Consider the following 21,307-nt stretch of genomic DNA (forward strand, 5'->3'; position numbering starts at 1 on the left):
AGATGAAGGCCTACATCGTCGGCGTCGGCATGACGAAGTTCGAGAAGCCCGAGACCCGCGACTGGCAGTACTGGGACATGGTCCGCGAGGCGGGCGCCGCCGCCCTGGCCGACGCCGGGGTCCGCTACGACCAGGTCGAACAGGTCCCCGTCGGCTACTGCTTCCAGGCCTCCACCGCCGGGCAGCGGGCCGTCTACGAACTGGGACTGACCGGCGTCCCCGTCTACAACGTCAACAACAACTGCGCCACCGGCTCCACCGCCCTGATGCTGGCCCGGCAGTTCGTCGAGGGCGGCGGCAGCGACTGCGTGCTCGCCGTCGGCTTCGAGAAGATGGCCCGGGGTGCGCTGGGCGGCGGCTCCGACGGCGGCGACTTCGCGGCCTCGCCCGTCGCCCGGCACTACGGGATCATGGCGGCCGGCCACGGCTTCGAGATGTCCCCGCCCACCGCCCAGATCTTCGGCAACGCGGCCCGCGAGCACATGGAGCGGTACGGGACGACGCCCGCGCAGCTCGCGGCGGTCGGGGCCAAGAACCACCGGCACTCGGTGAACAACCCGTACGCCCAGTTCCAGGACCCGTACACGGTCGACGAGATCCTCGCCGCCCGCACCGTCCACCGCCCCCTCACCAAACTCCAGTGCTCGCCCACCTCCGACGGGGCGGCGGCGGCCGTCGTCGTCTCCGAGCGGTTCGTCGAGCGGCACGACCTGGGAGAGCGGGCCGTGGAGATCGCCGCCCAGGCCATGGCCACCGACACCGAGGCCTCCTTCGCCTCCGGCAGCTGCGTCGACGCGGTCGGCGCCCCGATGTCGAAGGCCGCCGCCCAGCAGGTCTACACGGCCTGCGGCCTCGGCCCGGACGATCTCGACGTCATCGAGCTGCACGACTGCTTCTCCATCAACGAACTCCTCACCTACGAGGCGCTGGGCCTGTGCGGCGAGGGGGAGTCCGGCAAACTCGTCGAGTCCGGCGCGACCACCTACGGCGGGCGGTGGGTCGTGAACCCGTCCGGCGGGCTGATCTCCAAGGGCCACCCGCTGGGCGCCACCGGTATCGCCCAGGCCGCCGAGCTGACCTGGCAGCTGCGCGGCGAGGCCGGTCCCCGCCAGGTCCCCGGCGCCCGGACCGCCCTCGCCCACAACATCGGCCTCGGCGGAGCGGCGGTGGTCACGCTGCTGCGGCGCGGCTGATCCGGACGGGCCCGGCGGTGGGCTCGGGGCGTGGGCCGGGGTGCACGGCGTGCGGCCGGGGTTCGGGGGCGCGGGCCCTAGGTCCTGCGACCGGTGGCCCCGGGCCCCGGACCTGGATCCGATACCCGATGTACGGGCCGTTCGCCGCCTGGGACCATGACCTTCATGCCCGACGTCTCCGCACCCGTCTCCGCCTCGCCCGCCTCCTCCCGAATACGGCCCAGCACCTGGGCCGTCGTGCTCGCCGCCTGCACCGGCCAGTTCCTCGTCGTCCTCGACGTCTCCGTGGTCAATGTCGCGTTGCCCTCCATGCGGGCCGACCTGGGGCTGAGCCCGGCAGGCCTCCAGTGGGTCGTCAACGCCTACTCGATCGCGTTCGCCGGGTTCATGCTCCTGGGCGGGCGGGCCGCCGACATCTACGGGCGCAAGCTGATGTTCCTCGTCGGACTCGGCCTCTTCACCGCCGCCTCTCTCGCGGGCGGCCTCGCCCAGGAGGGCTGGCAGCTCCTCGCCGCCCGCGCCGCACAGGGCCTCGGGGCCGCCGTCCTCGCCCCCGCCACTCTCACCATCCTCACCGCGGCCGTGCCCGAAGGCCCGGCCCGGACCAAGGCGATCGGCACCTGGATGGCGGTCGGGGCGGGCGGCGGCGCGGCCGGCGGGCTCATCGGCGGAGTCCTGACCGACGCCCTCTCCTGGCGCTGGGTCCTCCTGATCAACGTGCCCGTCGGGGCCCTCGTCCTGATCGCCGCCGCCCTGCGGATCACCGAGGGCCGCGCGGGCGACCGCCGCCGCATCGACCTCCTGGGCGCGGTCCTCGTCACCGCGGGCCTCGCCGCCGTCGCGTACGGCATCGTCCAGACCGAGGTGGAGGGCTGGACGGCCGCCGCCACCCTCGTGCCGCTGCTCTCCGGAGTCGCGCTGCTCGCCGCCTTCGTGCTGGTGGAGGCGCGGACCGCCGTCCCGCTGATCCCGCTGCGCGTGTTCTCCGTACGGGCCGTGTCCTCGGCCAATGTGTCGATGCTGCTCATGGGGTCGGCGACCTTCTCCATGTGGTACTTCATGACCGTGTACGCCCAGAACGTCCTGGGCTACACGCCGTTGGAGGCCGGACTCGCGCTGATGCCGACCTCGGCCGCCGTCATCATCGGCTCCAAGCTGGCCCCCCGCCTCATGGTGCGCACCGGGGCCAAGAGCCTCGCCGTCGCCGGGGTCCTGATCACCGCCGCGGGCTTCGGCTGGCAGTCCACGATGGGCGTGGAGGGCTCCTACCTCACCGCGATCTGTCTGCCCGGCGTGCTGATGATGGCCGGGGCCGGTCTCGCCTCCACCCCGCTCGCCACCCTCGCCACCTCGGGCGCGGACCCGGGCGACGCCGGACTCGTCTCGGGCCTGGTCAACACCTCGCGCACCATGGGCGGTGCGCTGGGCCTCGCGGTGCTCTCCACGGTCGCCGCCGCGCGCACCGCGGGCTCCGGCGACGCGGCCGAGGTCACGGCCGGATACGCGCTCGCCTTCCGTACGGCGAGCGGGGTGCTGCTGGCCGGGGTGGTCGTGATGCTGATCTGGCTGCCGAACCACCGCACACCCCGACGCGAGCGTCACTCGCAGACGGAGATCTGACGCGACGTCAGCAGTCTTCCCAACTTCCGGGGCCTGCGTTATACATGGGCCATCGGCTAGAACGCGTTCTAGAAGGGGTGTGTCCGTTCCGGAAGGGGCGTGTCCTGCCGGTCACCGCACGACCTCGGTGCGGCCGACGGTGCGGACGGCCGTGCCGAGGTCTTCCCACCACCACGGACCACCCAGGACCTCAGGGAGCTGCTTCGTCATGCCCATCGATGCCTCAGCGGCCCTCGCCGCCGAACCCCGCCGGGCCGAGATCGACTGGAACCACAAGGACGTCCAGCTCTACCACCTGGGTCTCGGCGCGGGCACCCCCGCCACCGACCCCGACGAACTGCGCTACACCCTGGAGTCCCGGCTCCAGGTGCTGCCGAGCTTCGCCACCGTCGCGGGCGCGGGAACGGCGGCCTTCGGCGGAATGGGGGCGCAGGGCATCGACGTGGACCTCGCCGCCGTCCTGCACGGCGGGCAGTCCGTACGCGTCCACCGCCCGATCCCGGTGACCGGCCGCGCCGTGCAGACCTCGAAGGTCGCGGCGGTGTACGACAAGGGCAAGGCCGCCGTCATCGTGCTGCGTACGGAGGCGGGCGACGACGACGGACCGCTGTGGACCAACGACGCCCAGATCTTCGTACGCGGCGAGGGCGGCTTCGGCGGTGAACGCGGGCCGTCCGACCGGCTCGCCCCGCCGGACCGCGACCCCGACCGCACGGTCGAGCGGACCGTTCGCGAGGACCAGGCGCTGCTCTACCGGCTCTCCGGCGACTGGAACCCGCTCCACGCCGACCCCGCCTTCGCCAAGCTCGCGGGGTTCGACCGGCCGATCCTGCACGGGCTGTGCACCTACGGCATGACCCTGAAGGCCGTCGCCGACACCCTGCTGGACGGCGACGTGTCCCGTATCGCCGCCTACCGCACCCGTTTCGCCGGAGTGGTCTTCCCCGGCGAGACCCTCCGCATCCGGATGTGGACCGAGGACGGCCGCGTCCAGGTGACGGTCACCGCAGCCGACCGGGACGACGCCCCGGTCCTCGCCGACACGCTCGTCGAACACTCCTGAGCACTCCAGAACCCTGCTGTAGATGACGATGTGAGGGGAGCCCCACCCATGCGCGCAGCCGTACTCCACGAGATAGGCCAGGAGAAGCTCGAAGTCCTCGACGACGTCGAGGCGGTGGGCTTCGGCCCCGGAAAGGTCAAGCTCCGCATCCGCGCCACCGGCCTCTGCCACTCCGACGTCTCCGCGATGAGCGGCATCCTCCCGCAGCCCGCCCCCTTCATCCCCGGCCACGAGGGCGCGGGCGAGGTCGTCGACGTCGGCGACGGGGTGACCGGGCTCAGCGCCGGCGACCGGGTCCTCGTCTGCTGGCTGCCCGCCTGCGGCGCCTGTCCGTCCTGCAAGCGCGGCCAGACCCAGCTGTGCCTCGCCGGCTTCATGAACGCGGGCACCCCGAACTTCAAGCGCCCCGGCGGCGACGTCTTCGGCTTCGCGGGCACCGGCACCTTCACCGAGGAGGTCGTCGTCGGCGCGGGCTGCGCGGTGCCGATCCCCGACGACGTCCCCTTCGAGATCGCCGCCCTGATCGGCTGCGGGGTCACCACCGGCCTCGGCGCGGCCATCAACACGGCGAAGGTGGAGGCCGGTTCGTCGGTCGCCGTGATCGGCTGCGGCGGCGTCGGCATCTCCACGATCCAGGGCGCCCGGGTCCAGGGCGCTGCCCAGATCATCGCCGTCGACCCGGTCGCCTCCCGCCGCGAGGCCGCCCTCCGCTTCGGCGCCACCGAGGCCGTCGCCCCCGACGGACTCGCCGACGCCAAGCAGCGGATCACCGGCGGCGAGGGCTTCGACTACGTCTTCGAGGTCGTCGGCAAGTCCGCCACCGCCCGCACCGCCTACGAGCACACGCGCCGCGGCGGCACCCTGTGCGTCGTCGGGGCCGGGGCCATGGACGACAACTTCCAGGTCAACATGTTCGAGCTGTTCTTCGACGAGAAGCGCATCCTGCCCTCGATGTACGGCGGCGGGGACGTCCTGCGCTCCTACGAGCGGGCCATCGCGCTCTGGCGGGCGGGCCGCATCGACCTGGAGTCGATGATCACCCACCGGGTCCGGCTGGACGGGGTCAACGACGCCCTGGACCAGATGCGCACGGGCGAGTCGCTGCGTACCTGCATCGAACTCTGAACCCGCCACCCGACCACCGACGTTGAGGAACGCGATGTCACTTCCCCTCCCGCTGGACGGACTGTCCGCGATCGTCACCGGCGCGGGCCGCGGCCTCGGCCGGGCCGAAGCCCTCGAACTGGCCCGCCTCGGCGCGGCCGTCGTCGTCAACGACTACGGGCAGCCCGGCCGCGACGGCTCCGGCGAGGCGTCCGCCGCCCCCGCCGAGGAGGTCGCCGCCGAGATCCGCGCGGCCGGCGGCCGGGCCGTCGCCCACCTCGGCGACGTCTCCGACCACGAACAGGCGCGTACGTTGGTCGAGTTGGCGATCTCGGCCCACGGCCGACTCGACATCCTGGTCAACAACGCGGGCATCCTGCGCGACCGGATGGTCTTCTCGATGACCGAGGAGGAATGGGACTCGGTCGTCCGGGTCCACCTCAAGGGCCACTTCAACACCACGCACTTCGCCGCCGCCCACTGGCGCGCCCGCTCCAAGGAGACCGGCGGGCCGGTCTACGGGCGGATCGTCAACACCTCGTCGGAGGCGTTCCTCGCGGGCTCGGCCGGGCAGCCCAACTACGCGGCGGCCAAGGGCGGCATCGTCGGTCTCACCACCTCCACCGCACTGGCCCTGGCCAAGTACGGCGTCACGGCCAACGCCATCTGCCCGCGCGCCCGGACCCGGATGACCGAGGACGTGTTCGCGGGCTTCCAGGAACCGGCGGACGGCGCCCTCGACCCGCTGGCGCCCGAGCACGTCTCCCCGCTCGTCGGCTATCTCGCCTCACCGGCGGCGGCCGGGGTCAACGGGCAGCTGCTCGTCGTCCACGGAGGCATGGTCGCCGTCGTCGAACGGCCGCGGGTGGCCGCGCAGTTCGACGCGACGAAGGAGACCTTCACCTTCGCGGAGCTGGACGAGCTGCTGACCCCGTACTACGCGGACCGGCCCCCGAACGAGACCTTCGCCGCCGCCGAAGTGCTGGGGCTGAAGCGGCGGTAGCCGTATCGCCCGTACGCTCGCCTCTACGCGCGAAAGGGCCCGGACCGACGGCAGACCGTCGGTCCGGGCCCTTTCGCGCCGCACTGCTCGGCGGCTCAGGCCGCCCTGGATTCCGCCTCGGCGGGCCGGCGGTGCCGACCGTGCGGCTGCACCGACGTGTTCTCCGCCGACGCACCCCCTCGGTGCCTTCCGGAACCACCGGTTCCGGACCCCTCGTCCGCCCCCGTCGGGCGCTGCTGGGTGGTGTCGGTCCGTGCTTCGGACATGTGGGAAGTCACCCCGTTGTGATCGCTTACTTCTGTCGCACCTACGTGTGTCGCAAGCCCCGCCACCGCCATCCGACGCGGTCACCGTCGGTACCCGCCCGGTACGGCCGCGTAGCCCAGGGCCACGAGTCTAGTCAGATCGGGCCGCTCGATGCAGAGGCGCCTGCCCCAACGGAACCGGCTTACACACAGCAGGAGCGGCGACAGCGGCGGACGGTTCCGTTCCGTCCGCACCGCCGCCCGGACAGCCGGTCCCGGAGGAGGGTTCCACGTCCTCCGGGGCCTCCAGCAGCGCCACGCCGCAGGACGTCGCCCCGTTCGCGTACGGGAGCCGCAACACCCCGTCCCGGCTCCAGTAACCGGCCCCCGGCGCCCAGCCCAGCGGGGCCGCGAACTGGTGCAGTCGCCGGCCCGCCGGACGCCAGACGCCCACCCAGCTGCCCGCCGCCCCGTCGATCCGCAGCGCCACCGCACAGCTCTCCGGCATCAGCATCTGGCCCGGCTGCACCGCGAACGGGGTCACCGCCGCATCCGCCAGGCGCAGGCACTCCGGGAACCTGACGGGCAGACAGCTCCCCGACACCCCCCAGCCGAGCCGGTCGTGGCCCGGCGCGTCGGAGCGGAGCAGCAGCAGCCCGCTGTCGGCGTCCGCGAGCAGCAGCCGGTCGTTGCTCTCCGGTGCGATCTGGAGCAGCGGCGTAACCTCGCCCCGCCTCCCCAGGTCGACGGCGACCGCCTTCACCGGTCCGCCGCCCGGGGCCTGCCGGTCCAGCGCCAGCATCCGGCCCGCCCGGTCCAGCCACACCCCGCCCGAGCAGCGCCCGGGGATCCGCGCGACCTCCTCGGGCCCGAACGCTCCGCCCGCCACCAGCCAGAGCGACGAATCGTGCTCGCCGGCCGACAGGGCGTACACGCACCGGCCGTCCGGCGACGGCGGCAGCAGGGTCATCTCCTCGCACGCGACCGCGCCCAGCAGGAGTTCGCCGGTCCCGGGCCCCGTCGGGTACAGCAGCGAGAACATCTGCCGGTCCGCCACCCGCCGCTGGATCAGCACCCGCCCGTCGGCGAGCGGCGCCACCTGGGCGTCCGGCTCCTCGGGCTGGTCCAGGGGGAGGGGCACCGCATACGGCTCGGGCCCGTCCAGCGTCCAGCGCTCCGGATACCAGGCGCGCTCGCCCGGCGGGCCGGGGGCCGCCGTGAGCCGGGCGGCATAGGCCCCGTCCGCGGTGAGCGTGAAGCCGCCGGGAAGCGGTACGCCGTCGGCCGGCGGCCGCGCCTCGGTCCCCGTGGACGACGCTTCCGCTTCCTCGGCTCCCAGGTCCTCCTCGTCCGCGACGGATGCGGGCAGCAGGCCGGAGCCGTCCGCCCCGGCGGGCGCTCCGGGCTCTTCCGGTTCGGGTTCCGCTTCGGGGTCCGCCGTCGCGGCGGCCCCGGCGGATCCACCCTCGATGGCACAGGCAGTCATGGACTCGTCACCTCCGGCTACGAAAGCTAGTTTTCGCACTTCCAGCCGAACAACACGAGCCACCGCACTTCACACATAAGGGTGGCGATGCCCGGATTCTCCTGAGGTGGCAGGGGTGAGTGTGCTGTCGGAGATGGCCGTGTCTATGGTTAGGCGGCCCTAACCGAGAACCCGTGCCCCCCCACGCACGTACGCGGACAACTGGAGTAAGTGATGTCCCTTCGACCCCGCGGCACCGCCGCAGTCGCCCTGGCCGTGGCGGCCGCTCTCTCCCTGTCGGCCTGCGGGGGCGGCGACGGCGGCGACGCGGACACGGCGAAGTCCGACGCGGGCGGCGGGAAGAAGGCCGCCGTCGCCACCGGCGGCAAGGACTTCGCGGACGCGGCGAAGAAGACGGCGGCGTACGGCACCGACGCCGCGGCCGGCGAGTTCCCCCGTACGGTCACCCACGCCATGGGCAGGACCGAGATCAAGGCGGCCCCCAAGCGCGTGGTCGTGCTGGACGTCGGCGAGTTCGACAACGTCGTGTCGCTGGGCCTGAAGCCGGTCGGCTACGCCCCCAGCGAGGGCGACGCGGCCATCCCCTCGTACCTGAAGAAGGACGCGGGCGAGCCGAAGAGCGTCGGCACGATCAACAGCCTCAACCTCGAAGCCATCGCGGGCCTCCAGCCGGACCTGATCCTCGGCAGCCAGCTCCGCGCCGCGGACAAGTACGACGAGCTGTCCAAGATCGCGCCGACCGTGTTCTCCATCCGCCCGGGCTTCACCTGGAAGGAGAACTACCTCCTCAACGCCCAGGCGCTGGACCGCACGAAGCAGGCCGAGACGAATCTCGCCGCGTACAAGGCGAAGGCCGCCAAGCTCGGCGCCGACATCGGCCCCGACAAGCCGACCGTCTCGATGGTCCGCTACATGCCCGACCGCCTCCGGCTCTACGCCAAGGCCTCGTTCATCGGCACGATCCTTGAGGACGTCGGCCTGCCGCGCCCGAAGAACCAGCAGATCGACGACCTCGCCGCCGAGATCAGCCCGGAGAAGATCGACGAGGCGGACGCCGACTGGATCTTCACCGGCGTCTACGGCGACGCCAAGGCCACCCAGCGCGACACCGCCCGCTCCAACCCGCTGTGGAAGAACCTGAAGGCCGTCAAGGAGGGCCGGGCCGAGGACGTCTCCGACGAGACCTGGTACCTGGGCCTCGGCGTCACCTCGGCCGGCCTGGTCCTCGACGACCTCCGCGCGAACCTGGTGAAGTGACCGCCCCCGGACCGGCGCGGTGAAGTAACGATTCGTGTCCGGCCGCCGGTCCTGGCGTACAGGTCCGGCGGCCAGGGGCGGCGGGCCTGCCCGGACAGGTAGCCTTTCCCCCGTGCCCCGTCTGTCTGAAGTCATCGCCGCCCTCGACGCCCTCTGGCCCCCCGAGCGGGCCGAGGGATGGGACGCGGTCGGGACGGTCTGCGGCGATCCGGACGCGGAGATCGACCGGGTGCTGTTCGCCGTCGACCCGGTCCGCGAGATCGCCGACGAGGCCCTGGAGCTCGGCGCCCGGCTGATCGTCACCCACCACCCGCTCTATCTGCGCGGGACGACGACGGTGGCCGCCGACACCTTCAAGGGCAAGGTCGTCCACACCCTCATCAAGCACGACATCGCGCTCCACGTCGCGCACACCAACGCCGACACCGCCGACCCCGGCGTCTCCGACGCCCTGGCCGGCGCCCTCGACCTGCGGATCACCGGCCCTCTCGTGCCGGACCCCACCGACCCCGAGGGCCGCCGCGGACTCGGCCGCATCTGCGAGCTGGACCACCCCGAGACCCTCGCCGACTTCGCCGCCCGCGCCGCCGCCCGGCTCCCCGCCACCGCGCAGGGCATCCGGCTGGCCGGCGACCCGGAGGCGCTCGTGCGGACCGTCGCCGTCAGCGGCGGCTCCGGCGACAGCCTCTTCGACGCCGTGCGCGCCGCCGGGGTCGACGCCTTCCTCACCGCCGATCTGCGCCACCACCCGGCGTCCGAGGCCGTGCAGCACTCACCGCTCGGCCTCGTCGACGCCGCGCACTGGGCCACCGAATGGCCCTGGTGCGAGCAGGCGGCCGCCCAGCTCGACGCGCTTTCCGACCGCCACGGATGGGACCTGCGGGTCCATGTCTCGAAGCAGGTCACCGACCCCTGGACCACCCACCATTCCTCTGGAGCCCCCAACTGAACGCCGCGCCCGCCGACCAGATCCGACTTCTCGACGTCCAGGCCCTCGACCTCCGGCTCGCCCAGCTCTCGCACAAGCGCACCTCGCTGCCGGAGCACGCCGAGATCGAACAGCTCAGCAGCGACCTCGCCCAGCTGCGTGACCTGCTGGTCGCCTCCACCACCGAGGAGAGCGACACCACCCGCGAGCAGACCAAGGCCGAGCAGGACGTCGACCAGGTGCGCCAGCGTGCCGTTCGCGACCAGCAGCGCCTGGACTCCGGCGCGGTCTCCTCGCCCAAGGACCTGGAGAGCCTCCAGCGCGAGATCACCTCGCTCGCCAAGCGCCAGGGCGACCTGGAGGACGTCGTCCTGGAGATCATGGAGCGCCGCGAGGCCGCCCAGGAGCGGGTCGCCGAGCTGACCGGGCGGGTCGAGGCCGTCCAGGCCAAGGTCGACGACGCCACCGCCCGCCGGGACGCCGCCACCGCCGAGCTGGACGCCGAGGCCGCCACGGTGACCAAGGACCGCCAGGTCGTCGCCGAGGTCATCCCCGCCGACCTGCTGAAGCTGTACGACAAGCTCCGCGCCCAGCAGGGCGGCGTCGGCGCCGCCCGGCTCTACCAGCGCCGCTGCGAGGGCTGCCGCCTTGAGCTGAACATGGCCGAGGTCGGCGATGTGCGGGCCGCGTCCCCGGAGACGGTCCTGCGCTGCGAGAACTGCCACCGGATCCTGGTCCGTACCTCGGAGTCGGGCCTGTAATGAGCGTCGCCCGCCAGGTGGTGGTCGAGGCCGACGGCGGCTCCCGGGGCAATCCGGGGCCCGCCGGCTACGGCGCGGTCGTCATCGACCCGGCCACCGGCGAGCCGCTCGCCGAGGCCGCCGAGTACATCGGCGTCGCGACAAACAACGTCGCCGAGTACCGGGGCCTGATCGCCGGTCTGACAGCCGCGAAGGCGTTGTTCCCGGACGCGGGCGACGCGTTGCGGGTCCACGTCCGGATGGACTCCAAGCTGGTCGTCGAGCAGATGTCGGGGCGCTGGAAGATCAAGCATCCCGACATGAAGCCGCTGGCCGCCCGCGCCGCCGCGATCCTGCCGCCGTCCTCCGTGACGTACGAGTGGATCCCGCGCGCCCAGAACAAGCACGCGGACCGGCTCGCCAACGAGGCGATGGACGCGGGCCGCGACGGCAGGCAGTGGGAGGCGTCCGCCTCCACGGCCGCCCTCGACGCCCCGGCACGCGGCACCGCGACCACCCCGGCGGCCGACACACTCTTCTCCGTGCCGGAGACGGCAGCCGTTCCGGAGGCAGCCGCTCCGGAGGTGGCTGGAAGCCGTCCCGAGGCCGCCGGAGCCCCGCAGACCGGCTGGGGTTCGGCCCCCGACCTGGGCGCGCCCGCCACGCTCGTCCTGCTCCGGCACGGCGAGACCGCGCTCACGCCCGAGAAGCGGTTCTCCGGCAGCGGCGGCACCGACCCCGAGCTCTCCGCCACCGGTCGCGGCCAGGCCGAACGGGCCGCCGAGCACTTCGCCGCCCTGGGCGCCGTCCAGGACATCGTCAGCTCCCCGCTGCGCCGCTGCCGCGAGACCGCCGCGGCCGTCGCCGCCCGGCTCGGCCTGGACGTCCGGATCGACGAGGGCCTGCGCGAGACGGACTTCGGCGCGTGGGAGGGGCTGACCTTCGGCGAGGTACGGGAGCGGTACGGCGACGACCTCACCGCCTGGCTCGCCTCCCCGGACACCGCCCCGACCGGCGGCGGCGAGAGCTTCGCGGAGGTCGCCGAGCGGGTCGCGGCCGCCCGGGACCGGATCGTCGCCCGGTACGCGGGCCGCACGGTCCTGCTCGTCACCCATGTGACGCCGATCAAGACGCTCGTCCGGCTCGCCCTGGGCGCTCCGCCGGAGTCGCTGTTCAGGATGGAGCTGTCGGCGGCCTCGATCTCCACGGTCGCCTACTACGGCGACGGCAACGCCTCCGTACGCCTGCTCAACGACACCTCCCACCTGCGCTGACAGCGGACCGCGCGTGGACTGGCCGACGGGGCTCCTCGGGTTCGCCGCCGGGCTGCTGATCTCGGTGGCGACCGCCCCGGTCGGGGTGTCGGGCGCGGTGTTCCTGCTGCCGGTCCAGGTCAGCGTGCTCGGGGTGCCCAGCCCGGCGGTCACCCCGACCAACCTGCTCTACAACGTGGTGGCGGGCCCCGGGGCCCTGCTGCGGCACCACAGGGCCGGCACTCTGCGGGGGCCGCTGACCCGGCTGCTCGTGCTGGGTACGGTGCCCGGGGTCGTCGTCGGCGCGGTGATCCGGGTGTTCGCGGTGCCGGGCCCGTCGGTGTTCCGGCTGCTCATCGCCGTGCTGCTGCTGCCGCTGGGCGGCTGGCTCTGCCTGCGCACGCTGCGCCGCGCCTCCCGTACCGCGCCCGCACGGGAGCCCTCGTCCCGCGCCGTCACCCGGCTGGCCATGGCGGTCGGCGTCGCCGGAGGGATCTACGGGATCGGCGGCGGCTCACTCCTCGGCCCGATCCTGGTCGGGCGCGGCATGCCGGTCGCGAAGGTCGCCCCGGCCGCGCTGGCCGCCACGTTCGTGACCTCGGTCGTGGGCGCGGGCACGTACGCGCTGCTGTCCCTGTCCGTCACCGGCGACATCGCGCCCTACTGGTCCCTCGGCCTGGCCTGCGGGCTCGGCGGACTGTGCGGCGGGTACCTCGGCGCCCGCCTCCAGCCCCGCCTCCCGGAGACGGCGCTGCGGCTGCTGCTGGGGGTGCTGGCGCTGGGCGTCGGCGGGCTCTACGCCGTACAGCTCCTGCGCTGAGGACGCCCGCGCGGGATCACGGGGCGAGCGCCGCCGCCTCGGCCGCGAGCCGGGCCACCCGGTCCCAGTCCTTCGCCGCCACCGCGTCGGCCGGGACCATCCAGCTGCCGCCCACGCAGCCGACGTTGGGCAGCGCGAGGTACGACGGCGCGGAGGCGAGCGAGATGCCGCCGGTCGGGCAGAACCGGGCCTGGGGGAGCGGTGCGGACAGGGCCTTCAGATAGGCCGTGCCGCCCGCCGCCTCGGCCGGGAAGAACTTCATCTCCCGCACCCCGCGCTCCAGCAGGGCCACCACCTCGGAGGTGGTCGAGACACCGGGCAGGAACGGCAGCCCGGACGCCTTCATCGCCTCCAGCAGCGCGTCCGTCCACCCCGGGCTGACCAGGAACCGCGCCCCGGCGTCGACCGTGTCCCGTACGTGCTCCGGCGAGAGCACCGTGCCCGCGCCGACCACCGCGCCCGGGACCTCGGCGGCCATGGCCCGGATCGACTCCAGCGCGGCGGGCGTCCGCAGCGTCACCTCGATCGCCGGCAGCCCGCCCGCCACCAGGGCCCGCGCCAGCGGCACCGCGTCGGCCACGTCGTGCAGGACGACGACGGGGACGACCGGCGCGAGATCCAGCACGGAGGCGTCGGGGGCGGTGGCGGAGGGCGCGGCGGACGGCACGGAGGAGGTCATGGGGTCATCCTGCCGCGAGCAAGGCAATATCTGCAACGAGCGTTGCGCAGTACGCAACGGCATGCCCGGTGGCGGTCAGTGGATCTCCGTCACCACCACGTCCAGCGACCACGGCCGCCCGGCCCGCGCGGGGGCCTCGGCCTCCACCACGTACCCGAGGTCCCGCAACACCTCCACCAGCTCCGCCGGGCCCTGGGGCCGCGCATCCGCCAGCAGCAGATCGCGCACCAGCCGGCCCTTGGTCGCCTTGTTGAAGTGGCTCACCACGGACCGCTTCTCCACCCCGTCCACCAGCTGGGAGTGCAGCACCCGCACGCTCGCGGTGCGCGAGGCCACCTCGCCCTTCGGCTTCCACGCCGCCGCGTACGCGGAGGACCGCAGGTCCAGGACGAGCCCGTCCCCGGCGGCCTCGGGCAGCACGGTCTCCATCGGGGTACGCCAGTACGCGCCGAGCGCGCCGAGACCGGGCAGCTTCACGCCCATCGAGCAGCGGTACGGCGGAATCCGGTCGCCGATCCGGACCGCGCCCCACAGCCCCGAGAAGACCAGCAGCGACGAGGCCGCCCGCCGCCGTGCGGCCGTCTCCAGCGAGGTCAGGTCGAGGGCGTCGTACAGCACACCGGTGTACAGCTCCCCGGCCGGACGGGTTCCGGCGGTCCGCAGCTCGGCGTTCTTGCCGACCTCGCCGCGCAGCCCCACGCTCAGGCCGAGCACTTCACGGGCCTTCTCCTCGTCCGCCTGGCACAGCTCGACGAGCTCGTCCAGCACCGCCGCACGGGCCGGGGCGAGCCCCGGCAGCGACAGCGACTCCGGCTTCAGGGAAGCCCCGCGCCCCGAGGCGGCCTTTCCTTCGGAGGGCGGCAACAGCACGAGCACGGCGGTTCTCCTTCGTACGTACGGCGCAAGCACGGACCCGGGCGGCGTGCGGGCTCACCGGGTCCTCGGCAAGGGTACGGGGAGGGGCCGGTGCTTCTTCCTGTACGGCGGCGGTACGGCGATGGGCCCCGACCGGCCGGACAGCCGGAGGACGCGGACGGCGGCAGGTGCGCACGTACGGCGGCCGCCCGCCCCGGATGCCGCTCGCCCCGTCGGGTCGCCGCGGCCCGGATGCCGCTCGCCCCCGTCCGGCCTACGCTCGGTCCATGCCCCGCCGCCACCTGCGTATGACCGGTGCAGCCGACTGCTCGCTCGGGGCCGCCCTGCGGGCGCTGCGCACCGAGCTCGACCTGCCCGGCGCCTTCCCGCCCGAGGCGCTCGCGGAGGCGGCGGAAGCGGCCCGGAACCCGGAGCTCGCGGCCCACGAGGACGCCACGGACCTGCCGTTCCTCACCATCGACCCGCCCACGTCCACGGACCTCGACCAGGCGATGTATCTCGAACGCCGCCGGGGCGGGCCCGGCTTCCGGGTGCACTACGCCATCGCGGACGTCGCCGCGTACGTCCGGCCGGGCGGCGCGCTCGACGCCGAGGCCCACCGCCGGGTCACCACCCTCTACTTCCCCGACGACCGCATCCCCCTCCACCCCACCGTCCTCTCCGAGGGCGCCGCCAGCCTCCTTCCCGGCGAGACCCGCCCGGCCGCACTGTGGCGGATCGACCTGGACGGCGACGGGCAGGCCGTCGCCACCGACGTACGCCGGGCCCTGGTCCGCAGCCGCGCGAAGCTCGACTACGCGGGCGTCCAGCGGCAGATCGACGCGGGCGCCGCCGAGGAACCCCTCGCCCTGCTCCGGGACATCGGACGGCTGCGCGAGGAACAGGAGCTGGCCCGGGGCGGCATCTCGCTCGACGTCCCCGAACAGGAGATCGTCGAGCACGACGGCTCCTACGGCCTCGCCTACCGCGCCCCGCTCCCCGCCGAGGCCTGGAACGCGCAGATCTCGCTCCTCACCGGCATGGCCGCCGCCCGCCTCATGGTCGACACGGGCACCGGCATCCTGCGCACCCTCCCGGTCGCCCCGGACGGAGCCGTCGCCCGGCTGCGGCGCTCCGCCCGCGCCCTGCGCATCGACTGGCCGCACCACGTCCCGTACGCCGAGGTCGTCCGCTCCCTCGACCCGAAGAAGGGCAACCACGCGGCGTTCCTCCAGGAGTGCACCACCCTCCTGCGCGGCGCCGGATACACCGCCTTCGACCACGGCGAACTCCCCGACCCCGCCGTGCACGCGGCGGTCGCCGACCTCTACACGCACTGCACCGCGCCGCTGCGCCGCCTGGTCGACCGGTACGCGTCCGAACTCTGCCTCGCCGCGACCGCCGGGAACGAACCTCCCGAGTGGGTACGGGAGGCTCTGCCCGCCCTCCCGAAGGAGATGGCCGAGGGGACGCGCCGGGCCAACACCGTGGAGCGGGCCTGCGTCGACCTGGTCGAGGCGGCGCTGCTGGAGGGGCGGGAGGGCGAACTCTTCGACGCGTACGTGGTGGACGTCCAGGAGCGGAACCCCACCACCGGCACGGTCCACCTCCGGGACCCGGCGATCGTCGGCCGGATCGAGGGCGGCACGGCCCCGCTGCCGCTGGGGGAGCGGCTGCGGGTCCGGCTCACGCAGGCCGGTCCGGCGTCGAAGACGGTGCTGTTCGCTCCGGCGTGAGCGGGGGCGTGAGCGGAGGCGTGAGTGAGGGCGCCATGAGAGCCGCTACGGCCGCCCGGGGATCGTCCGCGTTGAATCGGAGCGTACGGGCGCTCCCGCGTCGGCCGAGCGGCCGCACGAACTCCACCGGCTCCGTCAGCTCCACGGTCACCGTCGTCTGGCTCCCCACCGCCAGATCGAGCGTCCCGTCCTCGTCCACCCGGACCAGCCCCCCGCCCGGGAAGCGCCGGTCCACCCGGGCGGCGGCGATGACGGCGGCGGGCACCCGGAGGTCGAACAGCGCGCCGTAGCGCAGCCGCAGCGAACTGTCCGCCTCCACCACATGCGGCCGGGTCACGCACGCCGCGTGGATCGCGAAGACCACGACGACGCCGTACGCGTCCACGACGAGCAGGATCGCGTGGACCAGCGGCCAGGGGATCACCAGGGCCAGCACCACCGTCTCCAGGACGGAGACGAACGCGAAGGTGTACATCACCCCGGTCTGCGGCTCGGTGTACGGGACGGGCAGCGCCCCCTCCGGAATCCGGTGCCGACGACGTACGACCCACAGCCCGAGGCTGTGCAGGGCCCGGAACTCGTGCATCACGAGCCGCCGCAACGCCACCGGCACCAGGGTGCCCACCGCCGACCGCAGAGCCTCCCGCCGCCCGGTCCCGTCCCGGCGGCGTGCCGCCGCGTACAGCCGCCACAGCACCGAGGCGTCCAGGACGAGCACGGCCACCACCAGGGCCTCGGCCCCCAGCAGGACCGGGGCGGGTATCCGCACCCCGGCCACCACACAGACGACCAGCACCAGTTCAGCGGGCAGTACCGACCACGCGGCGGCCCTGGCCACCCGCAGCCCCGCCGCCGTCCCGGCGCTCATGCCTTCCTCTCCCGTACCCGCTCGGCCAGCGCCACCATCACCCGGCGCACCACCTCGCGCTGCGCGGGCGGGTAGTCGTCGAGCAGCACCCGCCCGAACCCGGTCGGCGAGGGCTCCCCGTCCGGGATCACCGCCAGCACCTCGTCCGGTACGGCCGCGACCAGCTCGGCCGCCAGGGGCCCGATACGCGGATCGTCCACCCCGGCCCCGGCCAGCTCGTCGAGCCGCTCGTACAGCGCGAGCGCGCCCGGGTCGTCGGCCAGCGGCCGCAGCGCCGCGAAGACCTCGGCCCCGGCTCCACCGCCCGCCGCGTCCAGCAAGGCCAGATGCTCGCGGTCCTTCGCGGCGGCCGGGGACGCGGTGGCGGGCGCGTTCTCCAGAAGCGCGGCGAGGGCGGGGGAGAGCGGCCCGTCCGAGGTGAGCGGCGCCTCCAGGAGCACGGCCAGCACCTGCCGCCGCTCATGGATCTCCCGCTCCTGCCGCGCCAGATCGGCATCCAGCTCCCCGAGCACCTCGGTCAGCTCCCGCCCCGCGTCGTCGGCGAGCACGTCCCGCACCTCGTCCAGGGAGAGCCCGATCTCGGTCAGCCGCCGGATCCGGGCCAGCAGCACGGCGTCGCGGACGGTGTACGCCCGATAGCCGTTGGCCTGCCGGGCGGGCTCGGGCAGGAGGCCGATGTGGTGGTAGTGCCGGACGGCCCGGGAAGTGACTCCCACGAGCGCGGCGATCTCTCCGATACGCATGCGGCCAGTAGAAACGTTGACGCTGCGACAAGGTCAAGCGCCACGTTCCTTCCCGCGCTTTCGTCCACACCGAGCGGTCCTGTGCCACGATCGGAGGAAGAACTCCCCTCTCACGGACGGCTGGTCCCCCGATGCCCCAGTCTGGCGAGCGACCGAGGAAGGAGCGTGACATGACTGCCATGGCGCACGAGCCGCTCACGCAGGCAGAAGTCCTTCTGGAGGGCTTCCTGGCCCTGGACACGCCGGAAGGCTTCCGGGCGGAACTGATCGAGGGGGAGATTGTCGTGACGCCGCCGCCGGACGGGGACCATGAGGACTACATCAGCCTGGTTCTGAAGCAGGTGCTGAGGAAGTCCCGCACCGACATGGACTTCTCCGGGAACAAGGGGCTGAAGCTCCGCAGCGGGGGCGGCTGCCCCAAGAACCACGCCATCCCGGATGGCACCTTCGCCCCCACCGAGCTCCGCCTCTTCCGCGGCGCCGACCCCTGGATGCCCTGCGAGGGCGTCGCCCTGGTGGTGGAGGTGACCTCCACCAAGCCGCAGGCCGACCGTGAGGCCAAGCGCCGCTGCTATGCCCGTGGTGGCATCCCGCTCTACCTGCTCATCGACCGGGACGAGAGCTCGGTGACGTTGTTCAGCGACCCGGAGAACGACGACTACCGCCAGCTCCTCACGATCCCGTACGGCAAGCCGCTCCCGCTCCCCGAGCCCTTCGCCTTCGATCTGGAGACCGGCGACTTCGGCTGAGGACGCCGGCGGGGCCGCCCGCAGGGCCCGGTAGGATGACGATCACGGCAGACGAGTCGTGCGGACGGCCGCGTGAGGATCCTCGGATCCTCCCGAGGAACGTCCGGGCTCCACAGGGCAGGGTGGTGGCTAACGGCCACCCGGGGTGACCCGCGGGACAGTGCCACAGAAAACAGACCGCCCGGGACTTCGGTCGCGGGTAAGGGTGAAACGGTGGTGTAAGAGACCACCAGCGCCTGAGGTGACTCAGGCGGCTAGGTAAACCCCACCCGGAGCAAGGTCAAGAGGGGGCGCCCCGGAAACGGGACGGCCCTGCGTGAACGTCCGAGGGCTGCTCGCCCGAGTTCACGGGTAGACCGCACGAGGCCGGCAGCAATGCCGGTCCTAGATGGATGGCCGTCTCCGCGGCCGCCGCGAGGCGACCGTGAGACAGAACCCGGCGTACAGCACGGCTCGTTCTGCCGTATGGGCCCCTGACCAGCGTTTTAGCTGGTCAGGGGCCCTTTCTGTGCGAGTGCTCCGTTCGTCGTGCGGCGGGCACCCCGCACCTCCGGCGAGCTGGCGTCTCGGCGGCTCGGAGCGGCGGTCAGCATTCCGCTTCGTCCGGCGCGATCGACTCGCGCTGAGCGGTTGTCGCGACCCGCGACAGCAGCACGCGCAGTTGCCTCTCGTCGTGCTTGTCGAGGTCGACGAGCAGACGCGCCTCAGCGGCGGCGAGGCTTTCGCGCACGTGGGCGAGCCGGGCGCGCCCGGTGTCGGTGATCAGGACCTGGCGGGCGCGGCGGTCGCGCGGGTCGGGCCTGCGGGTGACCAGTTCATGTGCTTCGAGGTCGTCGAGCAGGTAGGTCATCACCGTGCGGTCCAGGCTGACTTCTTTGGCCAGCGCCAGCTGTGAGGGCGGTTCGCCGTTGGAGAGGGCGACCAGGACGAGGTAGCCGCGGGCTCCGCCCGGCAGGTCGGCGACGGATTCGGTGGCGACGCGGCGGAACGCGGCGGAGACCAGGCGGATCGCCCACCCCAGGTCGGCGCCCAGACCCGGATCCACGCTCTCGCCGCTCGGCTTCTTCTCGGACAGGGAATCGCTCACCCGTGCACCCTACCACTTATGCGTTCATGAGCAGATCGTCTTGCGAGCAGAACATCTTGGATGCATAGTGAAATGCGTAAGCCCGCCGCTGACGTGATCTGCGCGGCGAGGAAACGACACCTACGCAGGGAACTACTGATGAGCACCAGCACTACGCTGCAGGGCCGTATCGCGCTCGTGACCGGAGCGACCTCGGGCATCGGCAAGGCCGTCGCGCACAACCTCGCCCGCCAGGGCGCCGAGGTCGTGCTGCACGGGCGGGACCGGGGCCGCGGCGAGGCCCTGGTGAAGGAGATCGCGGCCGAGGGCGGCACCGCCCGCTTCATCGCGGCCGACCTCACCGACGCCGAGGACACGCTGCGCCTGGCCGCCGAGGCGGGCCCCGTCGACATCCTGGTGAACAACGCGGGCCTGTTCGAGTTCACGCCGACCGCGCTGACCGATGCGGCGGGCTTCGACCGGCAGATCGCCATCAACACCCGCGCACCGTTCCTCCTGGTCGGCGCGCTGGCGCCGGGCATGGTCGAGCGCGGCCGGGGTTCCATCGTGATCGTCGGCTCCAGCGCGGCCCGCCTGCCCGCCCCGATCGGCGCCGCCTACGGTGCCTCCAAGGCCGGTGTGGAGATCCTCACCCGCTACTGGGCCACCGAGTTCGGCGCCTCCGGCGTGCGCGTCAACACCGTCTCGCCGGGCCCCGTCGTCACCGAGGGCTCCAAGGCGATGCTCGGCGAGAACATCGGCCTGATGGACGGTTCCAACGCGCGCGGCAAGGCCGGAGCGCCGGAGGAGATCGCCGAGGTCGTCTCGTTCCTGGCCGGCCCCGCCAGCTCCTACGTCAACGGTGCGGTCCTGTTCGCCGATGGCGGCGAGCGCAGCGCCCTTCCCGCGTAAGGACAGCGCCTACCCGCGTATGGACAGAGCCCTTCCCGCGTAAGGACACGGGCATGGACATCTTCGTCATCGGTGCCACCGGTTTCGTCGGCGGGCACCTGGTCCGCCACCTCGTCGCCGAAGGCCACACGGTCACCGGCCTGGCCCGGACCGAGAGTGCCGCCGGCCATCTCGCGGCGCGGGGCGTCACGCCCTGCGCCGCGGACCTGGACGCGCGCCGCCCGGAAGCCATCGAGGCGGCCCGGCGCGCGGACGCGGTCATCTACGCCGCCCAGCCCGCACCCGACCTGGAGAGCGCCGCCGTCCGGGAACTGGCCGACGCGCTGAGTGGCACGGGCAAGACGTTCGTCTTCCTGTCCGGCAGTGGCGTGCTGATGCGGCGCACCGCGGGCGCCTGGAGCCCGGACATCTTCGCTGAACAGGACACCTTCACCACGGAGCCGCTGGCCGAATACCGCAGGGCGGCCGAGGACACCGTCCTGGCCACCGCCGGGAACGGCGTGCGCTCCATGGTCATCCGCCCCGGTCTGATCTGGGGCCCCGGCGACCACGGCCACATCTCCATGATCTACCAGTCGGTCGCCGCGACCGGAGCGGCCTGCTACGTCGGCGAAGGACTCAACACCTACAGCCATGTCCACATCGACGACGTGACGCGTCTGTTCAGCCTCGCGCTGGACAAGGGAACTTCCGGCGGGCTGTACCACGCGGTGGCCGGCGAGACTCCCAACCGCTGGATCGCGGAACGTGTCGCCGCCGATCTCGACGTACCGGCGCGCAGCGTCACCCCGGACGAAGCAGCCGACGTGTGGGGAGAGTTCGGCGCGCTGATCATGGCCGCGTCCAGCCGCATCCGTGCCGTCACATCCCAGCAGGAGCTGGGATGGCAACCCGAGCACACCGACATGCTCACGATGATCGGCGAGGGCCGTTTGCGGCAACTCGCCCGCCGTAGTGCCTGATCGACGCTTGAGTACCCCTCTTCAG

20 protein-coding genes and 1 other RNA gene are annotated in these 21,307 nt (G+C 73.1%); 15 read left to right on the top strand and 6 right to left on the bottom strand.

Annotated elements, in window-relative coordinates:
• The first annotated feature begins 2 nt into the window (after nt 1-2).
• The 5 genes from G3I54_RS16475 to G3I54_RS16495 all read left to right on the top strand — a co-directional run bounded on the left by G3I54_RS16475 (nt 3) and on the right by G3I54_RS16495 (nt 5,983).
• Nucleotides 3-1,193, top strand: coding sequence for a lipid-transfer protein (locus tag G3I54_RS16475; protein ID WP_164615441.1), 1,191 nt, complete (start codon nt 3-5; stop codon nt 1,191-1,193).
• A gap of 156 nt (nt 1,194-1,349) precedes the next feature.
• On the top strand, nt 1,350-2,813 hold the full coding sequence (locus G3I54_RS16480) for an MFS transporter (protein WP_164615443.1): 1,464 nt from the start codon (nt 1,350-1,352) through the stop codon (nt 2,811-2,813).
• A gap of 208 nt (nt 2,814-3,021) precedes the next feature.
• The gene (locus G3I54_RS16485; protein WP_164615445.1) at nt 3,022-3,876 is read left to right on the top strand and encodes a MaoC/PaaZ C-terminal domain-containing protein; all 855 of its coding nucleotides are present in this window, start codon (nt 3,022-3,024) and stop codon (nt 3,874-3,876) included.
• A gap of 48 nt (nt 3,877-3,924) precedes the next feature.
• Nucleotides 3,925-5,001 carry a Zn-dependent alcohol dehydrogenase gene (locus G3I54_RS16490; RefSeq protein ID WP_164615447.1) on the top strand — a complete coding sequence of 359 codons (1,077 nt, stop codon included), beginning with the start codon at nt 3,925-3,927 and terminating at the stop codon, nt 4,999-5,001.
• Between the two features lie 34 nt (nt 5,002-5,035).
• Complete coding sequence (locus G3I54_RS16495) at nt 5,036-5,983, top strand: 3-oxoacyl-ACP reductase (protein WP_164615449.1); 948 nt, start codon at nt 5,036-5,038, stop codon at nt 5,981-5,983.
• A 396-nt stretch (nt 5,984-6,379) separates the two neighbouring features.
• Here G3I54_RS16495 and G3I54_RS16500 read toward each other — a convergent pair whose 3' ends face one another.
• Entirely contained in the window at nt 6,380-7,714 is a 1,335-nt protein-coding gene (locus tag G3I54_RS16500; RefSeq protein WP_164615451.1) for a hypothetical protein, read from the bottom strand.
• Between the two features lie 213 nt (nt 7,715-7,927).
• Here G3I54_RS16500 and G3I54_RS16505 point away from each other — a divergent pair, with 213 nt between their 5' ends.
• From G3I54_RS16505 to G3I54_RS16525, 5 genes are all read left to right on the top strand, one after another.
• Nucleotides 7,928-8,971 (top strand): iron-siderophore ABC transporter substrate-binding protein, encoded by a 1,044-nt coding sequence (locus G3I54_RS16505; protein WP_164615453.1) that lies wholly within the window; start codon nt 7,928-7,930, stop codon nt 8,969-8,971.
• A 112-nt stretch (nt 8,972-9,083) separates the two neighbouring features.
• Nucleotides 9,084-9,920: a Nif3-like dinuclear metal center hexameric protein gene (locus tag G3I54_RS16510; RefSeq protein ID WP_164615455.1), complete on the top strand. Its 837-nt coding sequence runs from the start codon at nt 9,084-9,086 to the stop codon at nt 9,918-9,920.
• Nucleotides 9,917-10,660, top strand: a complete 744-nt coding sequence (locus tag G3I54_RS16515; protein ID WP_203686491.1) for a C4-type zinc ribbon domain-containing protein — start codon at nt 9,917-9,919, stop codon at nt 10,658-10,660. Before G3I54_RS16510 ends, G3I54_RS16515 begins: the two co-directional genes overlap by 4 nt.
• Nucleotides 10,660-11,913: a bifunctional RNase H/acid phosphatase gene (locus tag G3I54_RS16520; RefSeq protein WP_164615459.1), complete on the top strand. Its 1,254-nt coding sequence runs from the start codon at nt 10,660-10,662 to the stop codon at nt 11,911-11,913. The genes G3I54_RS16515 and G3I54_RS16520 overlap by 1 nt, the downstream gene beginning before the upstream one ends.
• A 13-nt stretch (nt 11,914-11,926) precedes the next feature.
• Nucleotides 11,927-12,712: a sulfite exporter TauE/SafE family protein gene (locus tag G3I54_RS16525; protein ID WP_093806269.1), complete on the top strand. Its 786-nt coding sequence runs from the start codon at nt 11,927-11,929 to the stop codon at nt 12,710-12,712.
• A gap of 16 nt (nt 12,713-12,728) precedes the next feature.
• Here G3I54_RS16525 and eda read toward each other — a convergent pair whose 3' ends face one another.
• Nucleotides 12,729-13,391 carry a bifunctional 4-hydroxy-2-oxoglutarate aldolase/2-dehydro-3-deoxy-phosphogluconate aldolase gene (eda, locus tag G3I54_RS16530; protein WP_164615461.1) on the bottom strand — a complete coding sequence of 221 codons (663 nt, stop codon included), beginning with the start codon at nt 13,389-13,391 and terminating at the stop codon, nt 12,729-12,731.
• A gap of 75 nt (nt 13,392-13,466) precedes the next feature.
• A complete protein-coding gene (gene yaaA, locus G3I54_RS16535; protein ID WP_164615463.1) occupies nt 13,467-14,267 on the bottom strand; it encodes a peroxide stress protein YaaA in 801 nt (266 codons plus the stop codon).
• A gap of 266 nt (nt 14,268-14,533) precedes the next feature.
• Here yaaA and G3I54_RS16540 point away from each other — a divergent pair, with 266 nt between their 5' ends.
• On the top strand, nt 14,534-15,982 hold the full coding sequence (locus tag G3I54_RS16540; protein ID WP_239144399.1) for an RNB domain-containing ribonuclease: 1,449 nt from the start codon (nt 14,534-14,536) through the stop codon (nt 15,980-15,982).
• Here G3I54_RS16540 and G3I54_RS16545 read toward each other — a convergent pair.
• Together G3I54_RS16545 and G3I54_RS16550 are read right to left on the bottom strand one after the other, a co-directional pair.
• Nucleotides 15,933-16,850 carry a hypothetical protein gene (locus G3I54_RS16545; protein WP_164615465.1) on the bottom strand — a complete coding sequence of 306 codons (918 nt, stop codon included), beginning with the start codon at nt 16,848-16,850 and terminating at the stop codon, nt 15,933-15,935. The genes G3I54_RS16540 and G3I54_RS16545 overlap by 50 nt on opposite strands.
• Nucleotides 16,847-17,593 carry a MerR family transcriptional regulator gene (locus tag G3I54_RS16550; RefSeq protein ID WP_164615467.1) on the bottom strand — a complete coding sequence of 249 codons (747 nt, stop codon included), beginning with the start codon at nt 17,591-17,593 and terminating at the stop codon, nt 16,847-16,849. Before G3I54_RS16550 ends, G3I54_RS16545 begins: the two co-directional genes overlap by 4 nt.
• Before the next feature lie 179 nt (nt 17,594-17,772).
• Between G3I54_RS16550 and G3I54_RS16555 the strand changes: the two genes are divergently transcribed.
• The gene (locus G3I54_RS16555; RefSeq protein WP_164615572.1) at nt 17,773-18,342 is read left to right on the top strand and encodes a Uma2 family endonuclease; all 570 of its coding nucleotides are present in this window, start codon (nt 17,773-17,775) and stop codon (nt 18,340-18,342) included.
• Nucleotides 18,343-18,394: 52 nt separating this feature from the next.
• Nucleotides 18,395-18,802: RNase P RNA component class A (gene rnpB, locus G3I54_RS16560), an RNA gene on the top strand.
• Nucleotides 18,803-18,928: 126 nt separating this feature from the next.
• Here the strand turns inward: rnpB and G3I54_RS16565 are convergent.
• Nucleotides 18,929-19,429, bottom strand: a complete 501-nt coding sequence (locus G3I54_RS16565; RefSeq protein WP_343240344.1) for a MarR family winged helix-turn-helix transcriptional regulator — start codon at nt 19,427-19,429, stop codon at nt 18,929-18,931.
• A gap of 138 nt (nt 19,430-19,567) precedes the next feature.
• Between G3I54_RS16565 and G3I54_RS16570 the strand changes: the two genes are divergently transcribed.
• Nucleotides 19,568-20,320, top strand: a complete 753-nt coding sequence (locus G3I54_RS16570) for an SDR family oxidoreductase (RefSeq protein WP_164615469.1) — start codon at nt 19,568-19,570, stop codon at nt 20,318-20,320.
• Nucleotides 20,321-20,373: 53 nt separating this feature from the next.
• Nucleotides 20,374-21,282, top strand: a complete 909-nt coding sequence (locus tag G3I54_RS16575; protein WP_164615471.1) for an NAD-dependent epimerase/dehydratase family protein — start codon at nt 20,374-20,376, stop codon at nt 21,280-21,282.
• The last annotated feature ends 25 nt before the right edge of the window (nt 21,283-21,307 follow it).

Origin of the sequence: Streptomyces sp. SID14515 (assembly GCF_010548505.1) — a bacterium.
GTDB classification, from domain to species: Bacteria; Actinomycetota; Actinomycetes; order Streptomycetales; family Streptomycetaceae; genus Streptomyces; species Streptomyces caviscabies.